At 61.5% G+C, this 17,116-nt stretch carries 14 protein-coding genes and 1 tRNA gene; 11 read left to right on the forward strand and 4 right to left on the reverse strand.

Annotation, left to right across the window (positions count from 1 at the left end; all coding sequences use genetic code 11):
- Positions 1-9 precede the first annotated feature (9 nt).
- The 3 genes from PATSB16_RS01815 to PATSB16_RS01825 all read right to left on the reverse strand — a co-directional run bounded on the left by PATSB16_RS01815 (position 10) and on the right by PATSB16_RS01825 (position 4,150).
- A complete protein-coding gene (locus PATSB16_RS01815; protein WP_047216178.1) occupies positions 10-1,218 on the reverse strand; it encodes an SAM-dependent methyltransferase in 1,209 nt (402 codons plus the stop codon).
- Between the two features lie 78 nt (positions 1,219-1,296).
- Positions 1,297-1,941, reverse strand: coding sequence for a pyridoxamine 5'-phosphate oxidase (gene pdxH / locus PATSB16_RS01820; RefSeq protein WP_047216860.1), 645 nt, complete (start codon positions 1,939-1,941; stop codon positions 1,297-1,299).
- Positions 1,942-2,071: 130 nt separating this feature from the next.
- A complete protein-coding gene (locus PATSB16_RS01825; RefSeq protein WP_052892792.1) occupies positions 2,072-4,150 on the reverse strand; it encodes an AsmA family protein in 2,079 nt (692 codons plus the stop codon).
- A 61-nt stretch (positions 4,151-4,211) separates the two neighbouring features.
- Between PATSB16_RS01825 and tcdA the strand changes: the two genes are divergently transcribed.
- Positions 4,212-5,003, forward strand: coding sequence for a tRNA cyclic N6-threonylcarbamoyladenosine(37) synthase TcdA (tcdA, locus tag PATSB16_RS01830; RefSeq protein WP_047216179.1), 792 nt, complete (start codon positions 4,212-4,214; stop codon positions 5,001-5,003).
- 7 nt (positions 5,004-5,010) lie between these two features.
- On the opposite strand, the gene PATSB16_RS01835 is transcribed toward tcdA, so the two are convergent.
- Positions 5,011-6,663: an AMP-binding protein gene (locus tag PATSB16_RS01835; RefSeq protein WP_047216180.1), complete on the reverse strand. Its 1,653-nt coding sequence runs from the start codon at positions 6,661-6,663 to the stop codon at positions 5,011-5,013.
- 300 nt (positions 6,664-6,963) lie between these two features.
- On the opposite strand from PATSB16_RS01835, the gene PATSB16_RS01840 reads away from it, so the two are divergent.
- The 10 genes from PATSB16_RS01840 to PATSB16_RS01890 all read left to right on the forward strand — a co-directional run bounded on the left by PATSB16_RS01840 (position 6,964) and on the right by PATSB16_RS01890 (position 17,052).
- Positions 6,964-7,040 (forward strand) — tRNA-Arg (locus PATSB16_RS01840).
- Between the two features lie 728 nt (positions 7,041-7,768).
- On the forward strand, positions 7,769-9,082 hold the full coding sequence (locus PATSB16_RS01850) for an MFS transporter (protein WP_047216182.1): 1,314 nt from the start codon (positions 7,769-7,771) through the stop codon (positions 9,080-9,082).
- 454 nt (positions 9,083-9,536) lie between these two features.
- A complete protein-coding gene (locus PATSB16_RS01855; protein WP_237170339.1) occupies positions 9,537-11,084 on the forward strand; it encodes an acetolactate synthase large subunit in 1,548 nt (515 codons plus the stop codon).
- 52 nt (positions 11,085-11,136) lie between these two features.
- Positions 11,137-11,949, forward strand: coding sequence for an SDR family NAD(P)-dependent oxidoreductase (locus tag PATSB16_RS01860; protein WP_047216184.1), 813 nt, complete (start codon positions 11,137-11,139; stop codon positions 11,947-11,949).
- Positions 11,950-11,973: 24 nt separating this feature from the next.
- Positions 11,974-13,011, forward strand: a complete 1,038-nt coding sequence (locus tag PATSB16_RS01865; RefSeq protein WP_047216185.1) for a WD40/YVTN/BNR-like repeat-containing protein — start codon at positions 11,974-11,976, stop codon at positions 13,009-13,011.
- Positions 13,012-13,026: 15 nt separating this feature from the next.
- The gene (locus tag PATSB16_RS01870) at positions 13,027-13,542 is read left to right on the forward strand and encodes a VOC family protein (protein ID WP_047216186.1); all 516 of its coding nucleotides are present in this window, start codon (positions 13,027-13,029) and stop codon (positions 13,540-13,542) included.
- A 56-nt stretch (positions 13,543-13,598) separates the two neighbouring features.
- Positions 13,599-14,204 (forward strand): amino acid synthesis family protein, encoded by a 606-nt coding sequence (locus PATSB16_RS01875; protein WP_047216187.1) that lies wholly within the window; start codon positions 13,599-13,601, stop codon positions 14,202-14,204.
- A gap of 27 nt (positions 14,205-14,231) precedes the next feature.
- Positions 14,232-15,110, forward strand: coding sequence for an alpha/beta fold hydrolase (locus PATSB16_RS01880; protein WP_047216188.1), 879 nt, complete (start codon positions 14,232-14,234; stop codon positions 15,108-15,110).
- Between the two features lie 3 nt (positions 15,111-15,113).
- On the forward strand, positions 15,114-16,742 hold the full coding sequence (locus PATSB16_RS01885) for a bifunctional 3-(3-hydroxy-phenyl)propionate/3-hydroxycinnamic acid hydroxylase (RefSeq protein ID WP_047212375.1): 1,629 nt from the start codon (positions 15,114-15,116) through the stop codon (positions 16,740-16,742).
- Complete coding sequence (locus PATSB16_RS01890; protein WP_047212376.1) at positions 16,732-17,052, forward strand: NIPSNAP family protein; 321 nt, start codon at positions 16,732-16,734, stop codon at positions 17,050-17,052. Before PATSB16_RS01885 ends, PATSB16_RS01890 begins: the two co-directional genes overlap by 11 nt.
- Positions 17,053-17,116: the final 64 nt, after the last annotated feature.

A 17,116-nucleotide genomic window follows, 5' to 3' on the forward strand; every position in this document is an offset into this window, starting at 1 on the left:
CGCACTGCCTTATGCGCCGTAAATGTAGCGGCGCGACCAGGGCAGCCGGCTGGCAGGCTGGCCGGCTTTGCGGCAAATGACCTGGAACAGCGACGTGTGATCGTGCTCGAATGCATAGGCACAGCCGGCCAGATAAACCCGCCAGATTCGGTAGCGCTCTTCGCCGACCAGCGCCTTGATCTGGTCGGTGTGTGTTTCGAAGCGCTCGGCCCAAAGCGTGAGCGTGCGCGCGTAATGGCGTCGCAGGCTCTCGGCATCGAAAGGCTCGAGGCCGCCGCGCTGCATGGTTTCGAGCACCATGCTGATATGCGCCAGTTCACCGTCGGGGAAGACGTATTTGTCTATGAACTCGCCGCCGCCCAGCGCTGTCTCGCCGCTGTCCGGGTCGGTCGACGTGATGCCGTGGTTCATGGCGACGCCGTCGTCCTTGAGCAAGGCGTTCATCTTGCTGAAATAGGTCACCAGATTCTTGCGCCCGACGTGTTCGAACATGCCGACGCTGGTGATGCGGTCGAACTGGCCTTCGAGATCGCGGTAGTCCTGCAGGCGAATTTCGATGCGGTCCTGCAACCCTGCAGCCTTGATCCGTTCGTTGGCCAGATCGAACTGGTTTTGCGAGAGCGTGACGCCCAGGCACCTGGCGCCGAATTTTTGCGCCGCGCGGATCACCAGCGCACCCCAGCCGCAGCCGATATCGAGCAGTTGCTGGCCGGGTTGGACCTGAATCTTGGTGAGGATGTGATCGATTTTTTTCAGCTGCGCGGTATCGATGTCTTCGTCGCCGTTTTCGAAATAGCCGCACGAATAGACCATGTTCTTGTCCAGCCAGAGCTGGTAGAACTCATTCGACACGTCGTAGTGGAATTGAATGGCGCGCTTGTCGGTCTGCTTGCTGTGCGTGAAGTGCCGGGTGATCCGGCCGAACTTGCCGGTCGGGCTCACCGTGCCTCCGGCCAACGCATAGCCCATGTCGATCACGTCGGTGAGCCTGCCTTCGATGTCGATCTCGCCCTTCACATACGCCTCGCCCAGATTGTCGAGACTCGGCGTGAGCAGGCGGGTTACCGCGCTGGGCCCGGCCACGCGCAGCGTGACCTGAGGTGCTTCAAAGTGGCCAAAATCGTATTGTTGTCCGTTCCACAACGCTAGACGCACTGGCAGATTGGACGATTGTTTGATGCCGGTAACCCAGTTTTCGAGCTTTTTCTCCCACAACATGGATATTCTCCGTGTCTATAAAAGAGGTTGGCTGGTCATCTGCGTTGCGGTGATATCCGATAGGTGATCCCGCTATTTTTAGGGCGAGAGCCGGACGATTTTCCATTGACCGTCGGCGCGCCGCATGTATTTGATGCGATCGTGCAGGCGCGAGGGCCTGCCTTGCCAGAATTCGATCGCTTCCGGCTTGACGATGTATCCGCCCCAGTGCGGCGGGCGGGGCGGATGCTCGCCGTACTGGGCTCGAAATTGGGCTTCGCGTTCTTCCAGAATGCGGCGATCGCCGATTTCCGCGCTTTGCACCGAGGCCCACGCGCCAATGCGCGAATCGAGCGGGCGAGACTGGAAGTAGGCATCGCTCTCGGCCGCCGGCACCTTTTCGACCTTGCCCTCGATGCGCACCTGCCGCTCGAGTTCGATCCAGTAAAAGAGCAGGCAGGCGTCAGGGTTTTGCGCCAGTTCCTGGCCCTTGCGGCTTTCGTAATTGGTATAGAACGCGAAGCCGCGCTCGTCGACGCCCTTGATCAGGACGATGCGCGCATCGGGGCGACCGTCGGCGCCGGCCGTGGCCAGCGTCATCGCGTTCGGCTCGGGCAGCTTCGCTTCGAGTGCCTGTTGGAACCAAAGCTTGAATTGCTGCAGCGGGTCTTGCGCGACATCGGACTCGGCGAGCGATCCGAGGGCGTATGTTTTCCTCAAATCTGCGAGGGAAGATGCGTTCAACGTCACGATATCTCAGTAGTTTTATGAGCAGACGGTTACAGTATAACGAAGAGTTCGTCGTCGCGTGTGATTGCGATGCGGTCGGGATTGGGGGCCTTTCGCGCCCATTTCGACGCATCGCGCAGTCTGCTCATGGAGCTCCGTCGGGACGCCCGAACGGCCCCGTGACCTGCGCGGATGGCGCGTGAACGGTAGGGGGCGATGCCGCATTGCCGGACCCGCGACCCGTAGCGCCGCCCACGCTGGCGGGATGTTCCATCGCTTTGAGCAGCTTGTGGCACGGGCTGTTTTCGCCCGGACCTGTCTCCAGCAACGGCAGCAGCGCGCTGACCGGCGCGACGATGCCCAGGGCGATTGCGCCTCCGGCGCGCGCGAGCAGCGTGCCGGCGTCGACGCCGACGTCGGGATGCTTGAATGTTCCTTTGACATAGAGCGGAGACCGAAGCGATAGTATGCCGAAATGCTTGGGCTCGGGTTTGATATCCAGATCGAACCGTTCGTTTTTCATGTCGATCTTGCCCTTGACGCCGATGCTCATGTCGGCGGTGTCGATCACAAAAGTACGAGCGTTCATCACGCCGTTGTCGACCCCGAAATCGGCTGCGGCGCAGCGCATCTCGATTTGCTTGTCGCCGAACAGCTTGTAGAACACGATGTTGCCGACGTTGAGCCCAAGGTACTCCGTCAGAAGCTTGCTGATCGAGCCGCGATCGACCAGGGCCTTGACCTCGCCGTTCGACGAGCCGAGCAGCGCCGCCACGGAATTGCCCGTGCCGTCCAGGGCGACGTCGCCGTTGACCTCGCCCAGGCTGGTTTTCATGAGATTGACTTCGGGCAGCAGTTTCTTGATCTTGAGATGTCGCAGCGACATCTGCATGCGGGCCCGCATCGGCGTGGCGCGCCCGTCCAGGGTGATATTCGAAACCATCTGCCCGCCGGCCACGCCGAATTGCAGGGGATCGAGGCTCAGCACGCCGTCGCGCAGGAGCAGATGCGTGACTAGGTTCTCGATGGGTAAATCCTTGCCGCGAATGATCTTGCGCCCGGTGAATTTGACGTCGGCGTCGAGCGCGCGCCAGCGATCGGTGTTGAACGGCGCCACCGGCAGCACCTTACCCGGCGGTTGCGGCGGCGGCTTGCGGCCCAGATCGCCCCCGCTCGCGTGCTTGCCCGGGGTCTGCGCGCCGATCAGCGGTCCCAGATCCGCCAGGCGCAGCAGGTTCGAGACGACCGCGCCTTCTAGCAGCGGCCGCGGCTGATCGGCGTGATACGTCAGCGTGCCGCTCAGATCGCTGCTGCCGACCTGACCGGTGAATTGTTCATAGCGCCACGTCCGCGGCGAATGTACCAGGCGGCCGGTGGTGCGGTAGGGCGGCGTGTTGGGCAGCACCACGCCGGTGATCGGGTAAAGGTCGGCCATGGTCGGCCCCGACAGATACAGTCGCATGTCGAGCGCGGCCAGCGTCAGCGGATTGGTGAACGTGCCTTGCACCGCGATGGTGGTGCGGCCAATATGCATTGCCGCGTCGAGCGGGAACGGGGTGCCGTTATTCTCCAGCGAGAGCACGTCGCCGCTGCGGCCGCGACCGCTCACGAGCACGCCGTTGAAGTTGCCGTGCGTCCTGAAACCGATGCCATACGGGCGCTGGCCGTCGATGGTGGCCAGCTCGGTGGTCAGGTCGAGTTTATGGCCCAGGTCGCGCACGCGTATGATGCCGTCCTCGAGCACCAGTCTGTCGATCTTGAAGCGCCACAGCGAAGGCTTGCCCGTGCTTTGCTTGATGGTCCAGTTGTTGCGCCCGTCGGCCAGGCGTTCGAGGTCGACATGCGGCGCCGCCAGGGCGACTTCGGGCAACACCACGCGATGTTCGAGCAGCGGCATCCAGTCCAGAGAGATCGAGGCCTGCTGCACTTCGACCATGTTCGGCGACAAGCCCCACGGGGGGTTGCCAAGCACGATATCATTCGCTATAAGACGCGGGCGCGGCAGCCAACGGCCCATGCCGGAGGCCTCGGCGTCGGGCGGCAGCCATTGCAACGTCAGGTCGCCTCGAATCGCGAACGGCCGCTCGACGGCGGCGCTGACTTCCCGGTCGATCCAGCCGCGCGCGCGATTCCAGTTGAACACGGAGATAAAGATCGCGCAGCCGATGATTATCGCGGCGACCAGCAATGCCAACCATTTGATTACACCCGCAATCACTTTCATGACGAATAACACGGCTCGACCAGTTAACGACAATGTACCGCCCACGCCGGACGGTGCCAACATGGGGAGTGCGTCTTCGCAGACGCTTCTGGTCGACTCGCGCCGCTTCGGGGGCATCGCGCGGCTTTATGGCGATGCAGGCCTGGCGGCTTTGCGTGCTGCGCACGTCTGTGTCATCGGCATCGGCGGTGTCGGATCCTGGGTGGCCGAAGCGCTGGCGCGCAGCGCGGTCGGACACCTGACCCTGATCGATCTCGACCACGTCGCCGAGAGCAACACCAACCGGCAGATTCATGCACTCGAGGGCAATTACGGCAAGGCCAAGGTGCAGGCCATGGCCGAGCGCATCGGCGCAATTAATCCGCAGTGCCAAATCACCATTATCGAGGACTTTATCGAGATGGACAATCTCGATGCCCTGCTGGGCTCGGGCTTCGACTGGATCATCGATGCAATCGACAGCGTGCGCGTAAAAACGGCATTGATCGCGTGGGCCGCCCGGCGCGGTCAGCCGATCATCACGGTCGGCGGCGCGGGCGGCCAACTCGACCCCACGCGCATTCGCATCGACGACCTCGCACGCACCATCCAGGATCCGCTGCTGTCCAAGGTGCGTGCGCAGTTGCGACGGCTACACGGTTTCGCGCGCGGCCCGAAAGCCAAATTCGGGATACCTGCCGTCTATTCCGACGAGCCGCTGATTTATCCGGATGCCGCCTGTGCGCCCGATGGCGAACCGGTTGCCGGGCCTCAGGGGCTCAATTGCGCGGGCTTTGGCGCCAGCATGTGCGTGACCGCTGGTTTTGGCCTGGCCGCGAGCGCTTACGTGCTCACGCGGCTGGCCAAAAAATAGATGCCGACTAGCGCAGTTCGCGGCGCAGCACTTTGCCCACGGGCGTCTTGGGCAATTCCGTGCGGAATTCGACGATTCGGGGAATCTTGTAGCCGGTGAGATTCTTGCGACAGTAATCGATCACGGCCTGCTCGGTCAGTTCGGGCGATTTCTTGACCACCACGACCTTGACCGCCTCGCCGCTGCGCTCGTCGGGCACACCCACCACCGCGCACTCCAGCACGCCGGGGCAGGCCGCCACCACACCTTCGACCTCGTTCGGATAGACGTTGAAACCCGACACGATGATCATGTCCTTCTTGCGGTCGGTGATGCGCACGTAGCCCTGTTCGTCGACCACCGCGATATCGCCGGTGCGCAGCCAGCCGTCGTCGCTGAGCACTTGAGCGGTTTCGTCGGGGCGATGCCAGTAGCCTTTCATGACCTGCGGCCCGCGCACGCACAGCTCGCCCTCCTGGCCGACGCCGAGATCCTGGTTGGCATCGTTGCGAATGCTGATCTCGGTCGAGGGAATCGGCAGCCCGATCGTGCCATTGTATTGGCTGCCGACCGGATTGATGCACACCGCCGGCGACGCCTCGGTCAGGCCGTAGGCTTCGATCAGCGGATGACCGGTCACTTGTTGCCAGCGGTCGGCCACCGCGCGCTGCACGGCCGCGCCGCCGCCCAGGGCAAACTTCATCGCGCTGAAGTCGAGGGCCTCGAATCCTGGCGTGTGCAACAACCCGTTGAACAAGGTATTGACGCCCGTCATCGCGGTGAAATGCCAGTGCTTGAGTTCGGCAACGAAGCCGCGCATGTCGCGCGGGTTGGTGATCAGCAGATTCAAGCCGCCCAGCTTCATGAACACCAGGCAGTTCGCGGTCAGACAGAAGATGTGGTAGAGCGGCAGCGCCGTGACGACGGCTTCCTTGCCGAGCTCGAGCCCGTTGCCGACCCAGGCATGCGCCTGTTGCAGATTGGCGATCATGTTGCCGTGGCTGAGCACGGCGCCCTTGGCCACGCCAGTGGTGCCGCCGGTGTATTGAATAAAGGCGATGTCGTCGTGCGTGAGGGGCGGCTCGTTCAGCGCGAGACGCGCACCCTTGGCCAGCACCGTGTTGAACCGCACCGCATGGCCGATATGCCAGGCGGGCACCATTTTCTTGACCCGTTTGACGACGAAATTGACGATCCAGCGTTTGGGTGCGCTCACCATGTCGCCGATCTGCGTCGTGATCACGTGCTTGACCGGCGTGCGCGCCACGACCTGCTGCAAGGTGGCGGCAAAATTCTCGACCACCACGATCACCTCGGCACCGGCGTCCTGCAACTGATGCTCGAGTTCCGGCGCGGTGTAGAGCGGATTCACATTGACCACCACCATGCCGGCGCGCAACACGCCGAACAGCGCGACCGGATATTGCAGCAAATTGGGCATCATGATCGCTACCCGTGCGCCCTTGGTCAGGCCTGGCAGCGACTGCAGATACGCGGCAAACGCGCGGCTTTGGGCGTCCAGTTCCGCATAGGTGAGAGTCGTGCCGAGATTGCAGAAGGCGGGCCGTTGCGGGAATTTGGCGCAGCTTTGGTGGAACACGTCGAGCAGCGACGAAAACTCGTCCATGTCGATTTCGGCGGGCACCCCGGGCGGATAACTCTTCAACCAGACCTTTTCCATAGACTCCTCCTCTACGTCCATATGGATTATCGTCAGCGGTGCCGCCAGCTATGCCTGCCGGCGTGGCGCCGCTTGGGAATCCCGGTAGCATAACCTGCACCACCCCTCCTGCACACTCGCCAAAGGTCGCCAAGCGGTGGATTTGCATGGAGTAAAAGTTCTAACTCGGGTTCCGTTCAACAGCCGCAACGAGGTATCCGATCCGATGGCAGGCAGCCCTCGGTCGTTGGTCTGGACCGTGATATTCAAAAAGTACTTGCATGAAAAGACGGAATCGGGGCATAATTCCGCTCCTACGACGCGGCTGTAGCTCAGTTGGATAGAGTACTTGGCTACGAACCAAGGGGTCGTGGGTTCGAATCCTGCCAGCCGCGCCACCTAATTCGCTTCAAGATCAACGGCTTAGAGACTTGCCTCTCTAAGCCGTTTTTCTTTTTCCGCCGGAACTTCACGGGACTCGTATCTGGTTCGTTCCTCGGCGAGCCGACTCCGATGGGGTCAGCGTTTCACAACCCGACGACGGCTGTTCTGCATCGCGTCCATGCCGCTCAGCGGTTCCGGCGCGCCGCGCGTGCTCCGGTACCCCTGCCACCTCCCCGCAATCGTCGAATGACCGGACAAGTCGCTCAGCGCTCGCTGAGGACTTGAGGCGTGCATCGGTAACTCCTCTAGGGCGGCGGCTTCGCGAAGCCGCCGATCCATTCACTCACTCAGAGAAATAATCTCGCGCACCGCTTCTGGGTGGGCTGTGGCGATGCTTTAGCCACAGGCGGAGCCCATCTGACGCCATTGTTCGGCGTGCATCCAGGTGGCTTTCATGGGAATTCAAAAAAAGGAATTTTTAAATATATTCCGTAATAAGGAATGTGAAATAAAAAAATATCGAAAAAATTCAGTGTAAACGATTATATATGTCTAATTAAGGGATTCAATAGAATTGACGGGTGCCGTCGAGAACCTCGTCCCATTGCCATCGCAGTCTCACGGGTTTTCGTTGGCGTGCGGCCCGCCAGGAAGCGCATGAGCGTGCCAGACCCGATCCGAAGGGGCGGTCTGAGGAGGTGGGGTACCGAGCCATGAAGTGTGCCTTTCCGAGGAGAAAGCGATGTCAGCGCCATCCCACTCGCGCCTGTATTGCAGGATCGCGGTCCGCATCATCCCGTTTCTGTTCATCTGCTACGTCCTGAATTTCATCGATCGCGTCAACATCGGCTTCGCCAAACTGCAATTTCTACATGACCTTGGGCTGGGGGAAGGGGCCTTCGGCATGGCGACGGGCATCTTTTTCATTAGCTACGCGGCGTTCGAGCTGCCGAGCAATCTGATGCTCGCTCGTATTGGAGCCCGCAAGACACTCATGCGCATCATGCTCCTGTGGGGCCTATGCACGGTTGGCCAGACATTCATGACTGGCGCGACCTCGTTGTATGTCCTGCGCTTTTTGTTGGGCATGGCCGAGGCCGGCTTTTTCCCGGGCCTTATTCTGTACTTGTCGTACTGGTTTCCCGATACCGTGCGAGCTCGCGTCAATAGCGTCCTGCTGCTGGCCGTGCCGATCGCGGGAATTGTCGGCGGACCGCTATCCGGCTCGATCATGAGCCAGTTGCACGATTTCATGGGCTTGCGCGGATGGCAGTGGCTATTCCTTATCGAGGGCGTGCCAGCCATCGTGCTGGGGTTACTCGCTCCGTTTATGCTCAGCGATCGCCCGGACACTGCGAAGTGGCTCTCCGGTGCTGAACGGCAGATGCTGCAGCAAGACCTGACGCACACGCATGCCAAGGCCGTTATCGGGCACGAGCACATAAGCCTGATGGAAATTCTCCGCAGCCGACGCATCCTCGGTCTTGCGACGGTGTACTTCTGCATCTACGTCGGGCTCGTTGCGGTGGCCTTCTGGGGGCCAACAATCCTCAAGTTCTCGGGAGTGGTCAGCGTCGCGAGCATCGGTTGGCTCTCCGGCCTGATCTCCGTGCTGACGATGCTCGGCAACCTCGCGATCGCATACAGCTCCGATCGCCGCATGGAGCGTCGCTGGCATATCGCCGGGTGCATGGTCGCCACGGCCGTTAGCCTGTTTCTGCTTCGCTTTTCTCTTGGCAACGTCCCCGTTACCGTCGCGCTCGTGGCAATTGCCCAGCTATCGATTTTCACGGTGCCGATTATCTACTGGACGATTCCCGCGGCTCAGTTGGTGGGGCGCAGCGCCGCAGCCGGGATTGCCATTATCAGCGCCTTGGGTTCGATTGGAGGGGCGTTCAGTTCATGGATCGTGGGCGGCATGATGGCTCGCACCGGTTCACCTTACGCCGGGCTTGCGATTGTCGGCGGGTTGCTCCTGTTTGGGGCGATTTTGCTGATGTGGATGGTCCCCGGCAAGTCGAGTGAATTTACCAAGCCTTTGCAGCAGGTCGCCTAGATGCTGCCCGGAAACTGGGCTGGTGGTCGGGCGTTGCGCCACAGCGCGCTGGGCCATGGCAGCCGCGGTCGACACAGTGCGTCGTCGAACGGCGCTCTGCCATACGCCGACGTTCTTCCAAAGGCATGCGGCGTATGCGTGGATCCGCTTATGCTGGCGCCCCGCCTCTCGTCGCGGGATGGGCGGCCCGGATCCCGCGCGAAACGAATCCCCAATAGAGGGATTGCGTTGAGATGTAGTCGTTGGGTTCCGTGCCGATGCTTTGGCTTATGTGTTCTCTTGCATGGCTTGTTGCCTGGCGAGACTGCCCCGCCGCACCAGTCGGCGGGAGCCTCGAGACAATTTCAATCGCCGCACCGCGTGTTTGACAAATCCCTTAATATGGGATTATATTCACGAAAATTTTATATTTATTAGATTTAAGAGAGTCACAATGCCAAAAAACGGTGAGGGTATGCAAAATGGCGCGTGCCTTGTGCTCAAGACCGCACGCGACGCGGGAGTGCGCGTTTGTTTCGCCAACCCTGGAACCACAGAAATGCCGTTTGTCGGGGCGCTTGACATGGTTCCCGGCGTGCGCGCCGTCCTCGGGCTATTTGAAGGGGTATGCACGGGGGCGGCAGACGGCTATGGCCGCATGGCCGGCACGCCAGCCATGACGCTGCTGCACCTCGGTCCGGGCCACGCGAATGGAATAGCGAATCTGCACAATGCTCGGCGCGCACGCACGCCAATCTTGAATATCGTCGGCGACCACACGCGGGCACACCTGAAGTACGACTCTCCGCTGACATCGGACATCGAATCGCTGGCTCGTCCAGTATCGGTGTGGTACCGGAGTGTGGCCACCGAGGCCGACCTGGCCCGCGATACCGCCGAGGCAATTCAGGCGACCATGGGCGCGCAGCGCGGTGTTGCAACGCTGGTGTTGCCCGTCGATCTGCAATCGGTCAGCGTTGACGCGACGCTTCAGGGCGTCGTGCCGAAAATTCCTGCGCCGACCTTCGATAGGCAGCGAGTCGCGAAGATTGCCGAGTTGCTGGGTAGCAAAAAGCCGGCGGTCCTGCTGATGGGGGACCGGGCGCTTTCCGAGCGTGGCCAGCGGGCCGCCGCGCGCATCGCTGCGGTGACTGGCGCTGTGTGTTTGAGCGAGACCTTCCCGGCGCGTACCGAACGCGGCGCCGGATTGCCCGACATCGACCGCCTGCCGTACTTCCCTGAACCGGCGCGAGAGGCGCTCGCGGGACGCCAGGTTGTGCTGGCCGGTGCGTTGGCTCCGGTGACTTATTTTGGTTACGAAGGTATTTCGAGCGAGTTGGCGCCACCCGAGAGCATTGCCTTGCTGGCGGCCCCGGGCGAGGCTGCCGACCAGGCATTGGAGGCGGTCGCCGACTGCCTTGGCGCGACGCAGGAGACTGCCGCCACAGGCGCCGAGCTCTGGAATATCGAGCCCGGTCAACTGACCCCACAGGCGATCGGCCGCATCCTGTCGAACGCATTACCCGAGAACGCGATCGTCTCGGTCGAGGGCGGTACTTGCGGATATCCATTCGTCACCGCATCGGCGCGGGCGCGACGCCATACCGTCCTGACGAATACGGGCGGCGCGATCGGGCAGGGATTGCCGGTTGCGCTCGGCGCGGCAGTGGCCTGCCCCGAGCGGCGCGTCTTTGCTCTTCAGTCCGATGGCAGTGCGCAATACACGATTCAATCGCTTTGGACCATGGCAAGGGAGCGCTTGCCAGTCGTCATTCTGATCGCGTCGAACAGGCGCTATGCAATTCTGCAGACGGAATTGACGCGCGGCGGATTGCCGACAGACGCACCGAACTCGCGTTTGCTCACGGAGTTGACCGACCCGGCGATCGACTGGATGTCGCTGTCGAGAGGCTACGGCGTGCCGGCCGAACGGGCAACCACGACACTGCAGCTGGTCCAGGCACTCGAGCGGGCGCTCGCTTACCGCGAGGGCCCGTGCCTCATCGAGATGTGCTTGCCCTGAAGCCGCCGTATGTCGTTGTCTTCCCCATTTTCTGACTGTCAACGTAAATTTTATGGATCTGCAACTCACTGGAAAAGCCGCCTTCATCACGGGCGGCAGCATGGGTATCGGCAAGGCGATTGCACTGGAGTTTGTGCGTGAAGGCGTGAATGTGGTGATCGCCGCGCGCCGACTCGAGCACCTCGAGGCCGCCGCCGCCGAGATACGCGAGGCGGTCAAGCCGTTGGGCGACGCCGCAGGGCAAATTTCGGTGGCCTGCGTCGACACGACCGACATGGATTCGGTGGAGGCGGCAATCGCCAGCGCGGCCGACCGCTACGGGCGCCTGGATATTCTTGTGAACGGCGCGGCCCACCCGGGCGGGTTGGTTCGCTCCGAACTCGAGAATGCCGACCCGCAGGGGCTGCTTCAGGACATCGATATCAAAGTAGTCGGCTATTTTCGCTGCGCGAAGGCTGCCGCGCCCCATATGCGGCGCAACGGCTTCGGCCGGATCATCAACATCGGTGGGCTGACCGGCCGCGGCAGCAAGCAGATCTCCGGCATGCGCAATGTCGCCATCGTCCATATGACCAAGACGCTGTCGGACCAACTCGGCCCTTTCGGCATTACGGTCAACACGATTCATCCCGGCGTGGTCGAGACGCCGCACATTCACGAACTGTACGAGAAGGAAGCCCAGAAGCAGGGGCTCACGGCCGAGCAGGTCGAAGCCAACTACATCAAAGTCACGCCGATTCGTCGCGTGCTGCAGCCGGAAGAAATGGGCTGGATTGCGGCGTTCCTGGCATCGCCCAAGTCCGGAACGATTACCGGCGAATCGATTGGCTGCGACGGCGGACTGACGCGCGGCATCTTCCTCTGAGACACGGACAAGGAGTATTTGGTTATGACCGCAACTGTATTGGTCGCAACCGCGGGACAAGGCATCCTGCGCTCGAATGACGACGGCAAGACCTGGCATCGCCTCGGGCTCGACGAACCGATCGAATTCGACGGCATCGTTCGTGCGCTCGCCGTCGACCCCGTGACGCCCTCCAGAATCTATGCGGGCGCCGACTCGGGTCTTTGCATCAGCGACGATGGCGGCGCGCACTGGCATCGACCGGCAAACGTGCTGAACGATCAAACGGTATGGTCGATTGCCATCGACCCGAAGAACAGCGCGGTACTGTATGCCGGCACCGGCGCGCCGTCGCGTGCCGCCATTTTCAAGTCGATCGATGCCGGCCAGACATGGCAACGGACGGCGCCGGAGCTCCCGGAATTCTGTTCCGGCGTTCATCGGCCTCGCCTGCTCACGATATGCATCGATCCGCAGGACAGCAACGACGTCTGGTACGGCGTGGAGGAAGGAGGCGTTTGGCGAAGCCGCGACGCTGGCGCGAGCTGGGTGCGTGTCGATGGCCCAGGCTCGGCCATTCGCAACAGCGATATCCACGCGATTCTCGTGCAGCCCCAAACACACGACAAGCCGAAAACCACACTGGTGCTGAGCGTCAATGCGGTTTATGTCAGCGAAGACGACGGGCAAACATGGAACGGAAAACTCTCCAGAGATCGGTTCGACGGCCTGTATTACACCCGCACGGTGGCGCAGTTGCCAAAACCCGGGGGTGACCTGCTGATGGCAATTGGTGACGGTACCCCCGGCAGCCGCACTCGGATCTACCGCTCGGAAGACCGGGGCTGGGAATGGGGGGCGACCGAGCTGGCGAGCGAGCCGAATTCGACCTTCTGGGCGTTCGGCCTGCACGCGGCCAAGCCGGATCTGATTTATGCCGGCACGAAGTATGGCCACCTGTTTTGCTCGCGGGACGGCGGGCGGCACTGGCACAAGGAATGGCGCGACTTCAGTGAAATCACCGCCGTGGCCTGGACGCCTTTTGAAGCACCGCTGGTTGCCCACGCCCAATCGACGCATTAAACAGAGAGTGGCCAGATGATTACGCCAGAAATGCAACAGCGCGCCGCGGCGGCCAATGCAAGCGGTGCGCCGCTGCCGACGCCGCGCGTTCAGCGAACCCATTTGTCGTTGTTCGTTCGCGATCCGGATCTGTCCGGGCGGTGGTATGCGGAAGTGCTTGGCATGACCGAGACCGCACGCGACGAGCAATGGGTTTTCATGTCGTTCGGCAAGAAGCATCACGACATCGCACTCATTCGCGCGGTGTCCGACGCGGAACTCGGCACCGTTGGCCTGCAGCACTACGGCCTGGAAATCGATGGTGACCTGACCGAACTGCGGCGCCTCTACGGCATGTTGATCCGGCGCGGCGTGTCCATCGTGAAGATCACCGATCACAAGGTCGGTGTTGGCGTGTATTTCACCGACCCGGACGGCAATCGCCTCGAATTCTTTTGTGAAACCGTCAAAGACGACGAGGAAGGAAAGCGCGTGCTCAATTTTTACAAGGCGCCGAGCAATCCGACCGAACTCGAACCGCTGTTCGACTAGATCGTTTGTCGATTCAATCCACGAATTCAATATCACAGTCCCTTGGAGCATCCCTCATGAACAAGACCGCGAATTTCGAGAGTTACCACATCCGCAAGTGGTACACGCAAATTGAAGACTCACTGGCGAACGAAACTGGTGAACTTGCCGACGGCGAGCCGTTGCGCAAAATCGTGATCGCCGCCGCCTTGCATAACCCGTACGCGGGTCGCTTCAGCCGTGACCTCGACGACCTGGTGAAGCCGTCACCGGCGCTCGGCGAGGAATTCGCGCGACGTATCAAGGAGTTGATCGGCGACGGAAAAATCGAGAGTTATGGCAAGGCGTGCCTGGTCGGTGCCGACGGTGAATACGAGCACGGCAATGCATTTCTGACGTCGATTTTTGCCGAACCCATTCGGGCCGCATTGGGCGGCGGCAAGTCCTGGGTTCCTTCGAGCGGCAAACGCGGCCCGATCAATACCGTGATCGATGTGCCGTTGGCCCATAAGGACGCCCTGTACGTTCGCTCGCACTACGACACCGTGACCTGCCTGTTTCCCGATGCACCCAATGCCGACGAAGTGCTGGTGATTTTCGCCTTCGCCACGCGTGGGCGATTGCATGCGCGGCTCGGCGGTCTCAAAGCCAGCGAGATCGTCGGCAACGACGGGCTGGTCTAACTTGACAGGCAAAGCGAAGGGCGAGCGATGAATATGTCTGCCGCGCAGGAAGGCTGGATCCAAAGCGATGGGCTTCGACTGCGCTACGTAAGCTGGGGCGACGACGATGCGCCACCGGTGGTGATGTTGCACGGCCTGCGTAGTTACGCTCACACGTGGGAGCCGGTCGCACAGGCGTTGGTCGATCGCTACCGGATCATTGCCCTGGATCAGCGTGGCCGAGGCCAGAGCGATTGGGATCCGAAACGCGATTACTACGCGAGTGCCTATGTGCGCGATCTTGGTGAGCTAATCGACACGCTCGCTCTGCGCCGGTTCGTGCTGGTCGGGCATTCGATGGGAGGGGCAAACGCATTTGTCTACGCCGCTGCCAACCCGAACCGGCTCGCGGGCCTCGTCATCGAGGATATGGGACCGGGGGCGTCGGCGAGTTCGCAGGGATCCGAGCGCATCAAGCGCGAGCTCAAGGCGACTCCGGATGCTTTCGACACCTGGGCGCAGGCGAGGGCTTTCTGGCGGCGTCAGCGCCCGAATATTTCGGAGATTGCCCTGCAATCGCGGGTCGAGCACTCGCTGAAGGACGGTGCAGACGGCCGCGTCGTTTGGCGCCACGATGCCGCCGGCATCGCGGCGGCCAGGCTGGCCGCCACACCCGCGCAGTTGGTGGATCTCTGGCCAATCGTCGCGGCGCTGCAAACTCCGACGCTAGTCATACGCGGCCAGGAGTCCGACTTCTTATCCGAGGCGGTCGCCCTGGAAATGGAGCTGGTCAATCCGCAGATCTGCGCGATCAGCATTCCAGGCGCAACACATTATGTCCATGACGACCAACTGGATGCGTTCAACCTGAAATTGCGGCACTGGCTCGACCATCTGGATGATGCCGCCTGGCGTAACGGGAACTGACACGTGGCGACAAACGAATCAAACAGGACGTCGGTCGCCATTGTCGGTGCCGGACCCAACGGCGTGGCAATGGCAAATATGTTGGGTCTCTACGGTATCGACACCGTGATCGTTGAAAAGACCGCTCAGATCGTTGAATTTCCTCGTGCGGTCGGGATCGACGACGAGGCGCTTCGACTGTTTCAGACCGCCGGTCTCACCGACGAGTTGAGCCGAGACATCATCCAGAACGTACCGCTGCGGATGTTCAAGGCCAACGGCACATGCTTTGCCGACATTCGGCCATCGGTCCGCGAATTCGGCTGGTGGCGCCGCAATATATTCATGCAGCAACTGGCCGAGAAGACCCTGCGTGAGGGGTTGACACGCTACCCGCACGTATCGCTTCGCACCAGCGAGGAAGTCGTCGAGCTGACGCAGGACGAGCAAGGGGTGACGTTGCGGGTGCGTCGCGGCGACGGTCAACTCTACACCTTGGAGGCGGACTACGTGATTGCCGCCGATGGCGGCCGCAGTTCGGTGCGGCAGATGCTCGGCGTGAAGTTGGATGGCAAGACACATCCGATCAAATGGGTGGTCACCGACGTCAAAAACGCGGATCTCGAGCAACCGTGCACGGCGCTCGTGTGCGATCCTCGCCGCCCGAGCGTGTGCGTCTATCTGCCGTTCAATTACCGGCGTTGGGAGTTCCTCGTTTTCCCGCACGAAAACGAAGAGGAAATCGTCAAGCCCCAGACGATCAAGCGGCTAATCGCGCCGTACGTTCGAAACGTCGATGCCATCGAACTGGTGCGGGTCCGCACTTATACGCACCATTCCCGGGTAGCCGAGCGCTTCCTGGTCGGACGGGTGGCACTGATCGGCGACGCGGCCCATTTGACCCCGCCGTGGGTCGGCCAGGGATTGAACGCCGGCTTGCGCGACGTGGGTAACCTGGCCTGGAAGCTGGCGGGCGTCATCAAGGGTGCGTTCAACGCGGACGTTCTCAAGACGTATGAATCCGAGCGCCGCGACCACGCCAAGGCCATGATCGATCTGGCCGACACCTTCGGTGCGATGCTGATGCCGACGAGCCGGACGGTGGCATTTTTGCGCGACGCCTTCTTCAGTCTCGCGCGTTGCGCCCCCGGACTGCGCAACTATGTCCTGCAAATGCGTTTCAAGCCGATGCCCAGCTATACGAATGGCTTGGTGCTGAGTGGGCCATCGACTGCAATTGGCAAGATGATCGTGCAGCCCGACGTTGAGACATCGGATGGACTTCGCCGGAAACTCGACGATGTCATGGGGCCATGGTTTTCGATTATCGGCTGGCGGTGCGATCCGCAGGCAGTCCTCAGTCCGGAGGACCGCGCGTACTGGGTTTCGATGGGCGCCAAATTTGTGCAAATCAATCGCTCTCGCAGCGGGATGTCCCGGCAGGGGCGCGTGTCCAGCGACTACGGCACGGAGTGCGTCGAGGATGTCGACAACACCCTGGCCGAGTGGTTTGAGAAGCACCCTGGCCGGCTCGTGCTCGTGCGACCCGATCGTTACGTGGCCGCACAGACCGACGACGCCGGGCTCGCCGAGATGACGCGCCGCTTCCAGGCATTCTCATCAAAGCAACAGGAGACAGAACATGTTTGTTGAGCAGCGGATATATACGCTCGTGCCGGGTGGTGTCTCGCAATACCTGCGGCTTTATGCCGAGTTTGGCCAGGGTCCGCAAGAGCGGGCCTTGGGGAAAATGCTGGGGTGCTTTACCACCGAGATTGGGCCACTCAACCAACTGATCTATCTGTGGCCGTTCGCGTCTCTCGACGAGCGTGCGCGTCGGCGCGCGGCATTGATGTCCGACCCCGAGTTCGCGGAATTTCGCGGCAAAGTTCGCCATCTGCTCGTCAAGCAGGAAAACCTGATTCTGCGCGAGGAGATCGGTGGGACGCGGGCCGGTTCATAGGCTCGCGAGATCGCAAAGACAAAATCGCCGATGGCGCTTTTCGGCGAGTCAGCGTGGCCAGGCG

The organism is Pandoraea thiooxydans, assembly GCF_001931675.1.
Taxonomy (GTDB): domain Bacteria; phylum Pseudomonadota; class Gammaproteobacteria; order Burkholderiales; family Burkholderiaceae; genus Pandoraea; species Pandoraea thiooxydans.

Coding starts and splice junctions, on each gene's coding strand:
- PATSB16_RS01875 (WP_047216187.1), top strand. CDS start 13,599: ATGAACAAGACCGCGAATTTCGAGAGTTACCACATCCGCAAGTGGTAC.
- PATSB16_RS01870 (WP_047216186.1), top strand. CDS start 13,027: ATGATTACGCCAGAAATGCAACAGCGCGCCGCGGCGGCCAATGCAAGC.
- PATSB16_RS01835 (WP_047216180.1), bottom strand. CDS start 6,663: ATGGAAAAGGTCTGGTTGAAGAGTTATCCGCCCGGGGTGCCCGCCGAA.
- PATSB16_RS01865 (WP_047216185.1), top strand. CDS start 11,974: ATGACCGCAACTGTATTGGTCGCAACCGCGGGACAAGGCATCCTGCGC.
- PATSB16_RS01850 (WP_047216182.1), top strand. CDS start 7,769: ATGTCAGCGCCATCCCACTCGCGCCTGTATTGCAGGATCGCGGTCCGC.
- PATSB16_RS01815 (WP_047216178.1), bottom strand. CDS start 1,218: ATGTTGTGGGAGAAAAAGCTCGAAAACTGGGTTACCGGCATCAAACAA.
- PATSB16_RS01890 (WP_047212376.1), top strand. CDS start 16,732: ATGTTTGTTGAGCAGCGGATATATACGCTCGTGCCGGGTGGTGTCTCG.
- PATSB16_RS01860 (WP_047216184.1), top strand. CDS start 11,137: ATGGATCTGCAACTCACTGGAAAAGCCGCCTTCATCACGGGCGGCAGC.
- PATSB16_RS01855 (WP_237170339.1), top strand. CDS start 9,537: ATGCAAAATGGCGCGTGCCTTGTGCTCAAGACCGCACGCGACGCGGGA.
- tcdA (WP_047216179.1), top strand. CDS start 4,212: ATGGGGAGTGCGTCTTCGCAGACGCTTCTGGTCGACTCGCGCCGCTTC.
- PATSB16_RS01825 (WP_052892792.1), bottom strand. CDS start 4,150: ATGAAAGTGATTGCGGGTGTAATCAAATGGTTGGCATTGCTGGTCGCC.
- PATSB16_RS01880 (WP_047216188.1), top strand. CDS start 14,232: ATGAATATGTCTGCCGCGCAGGAAGGCTGGATCCAAAGCGATGGGCTT.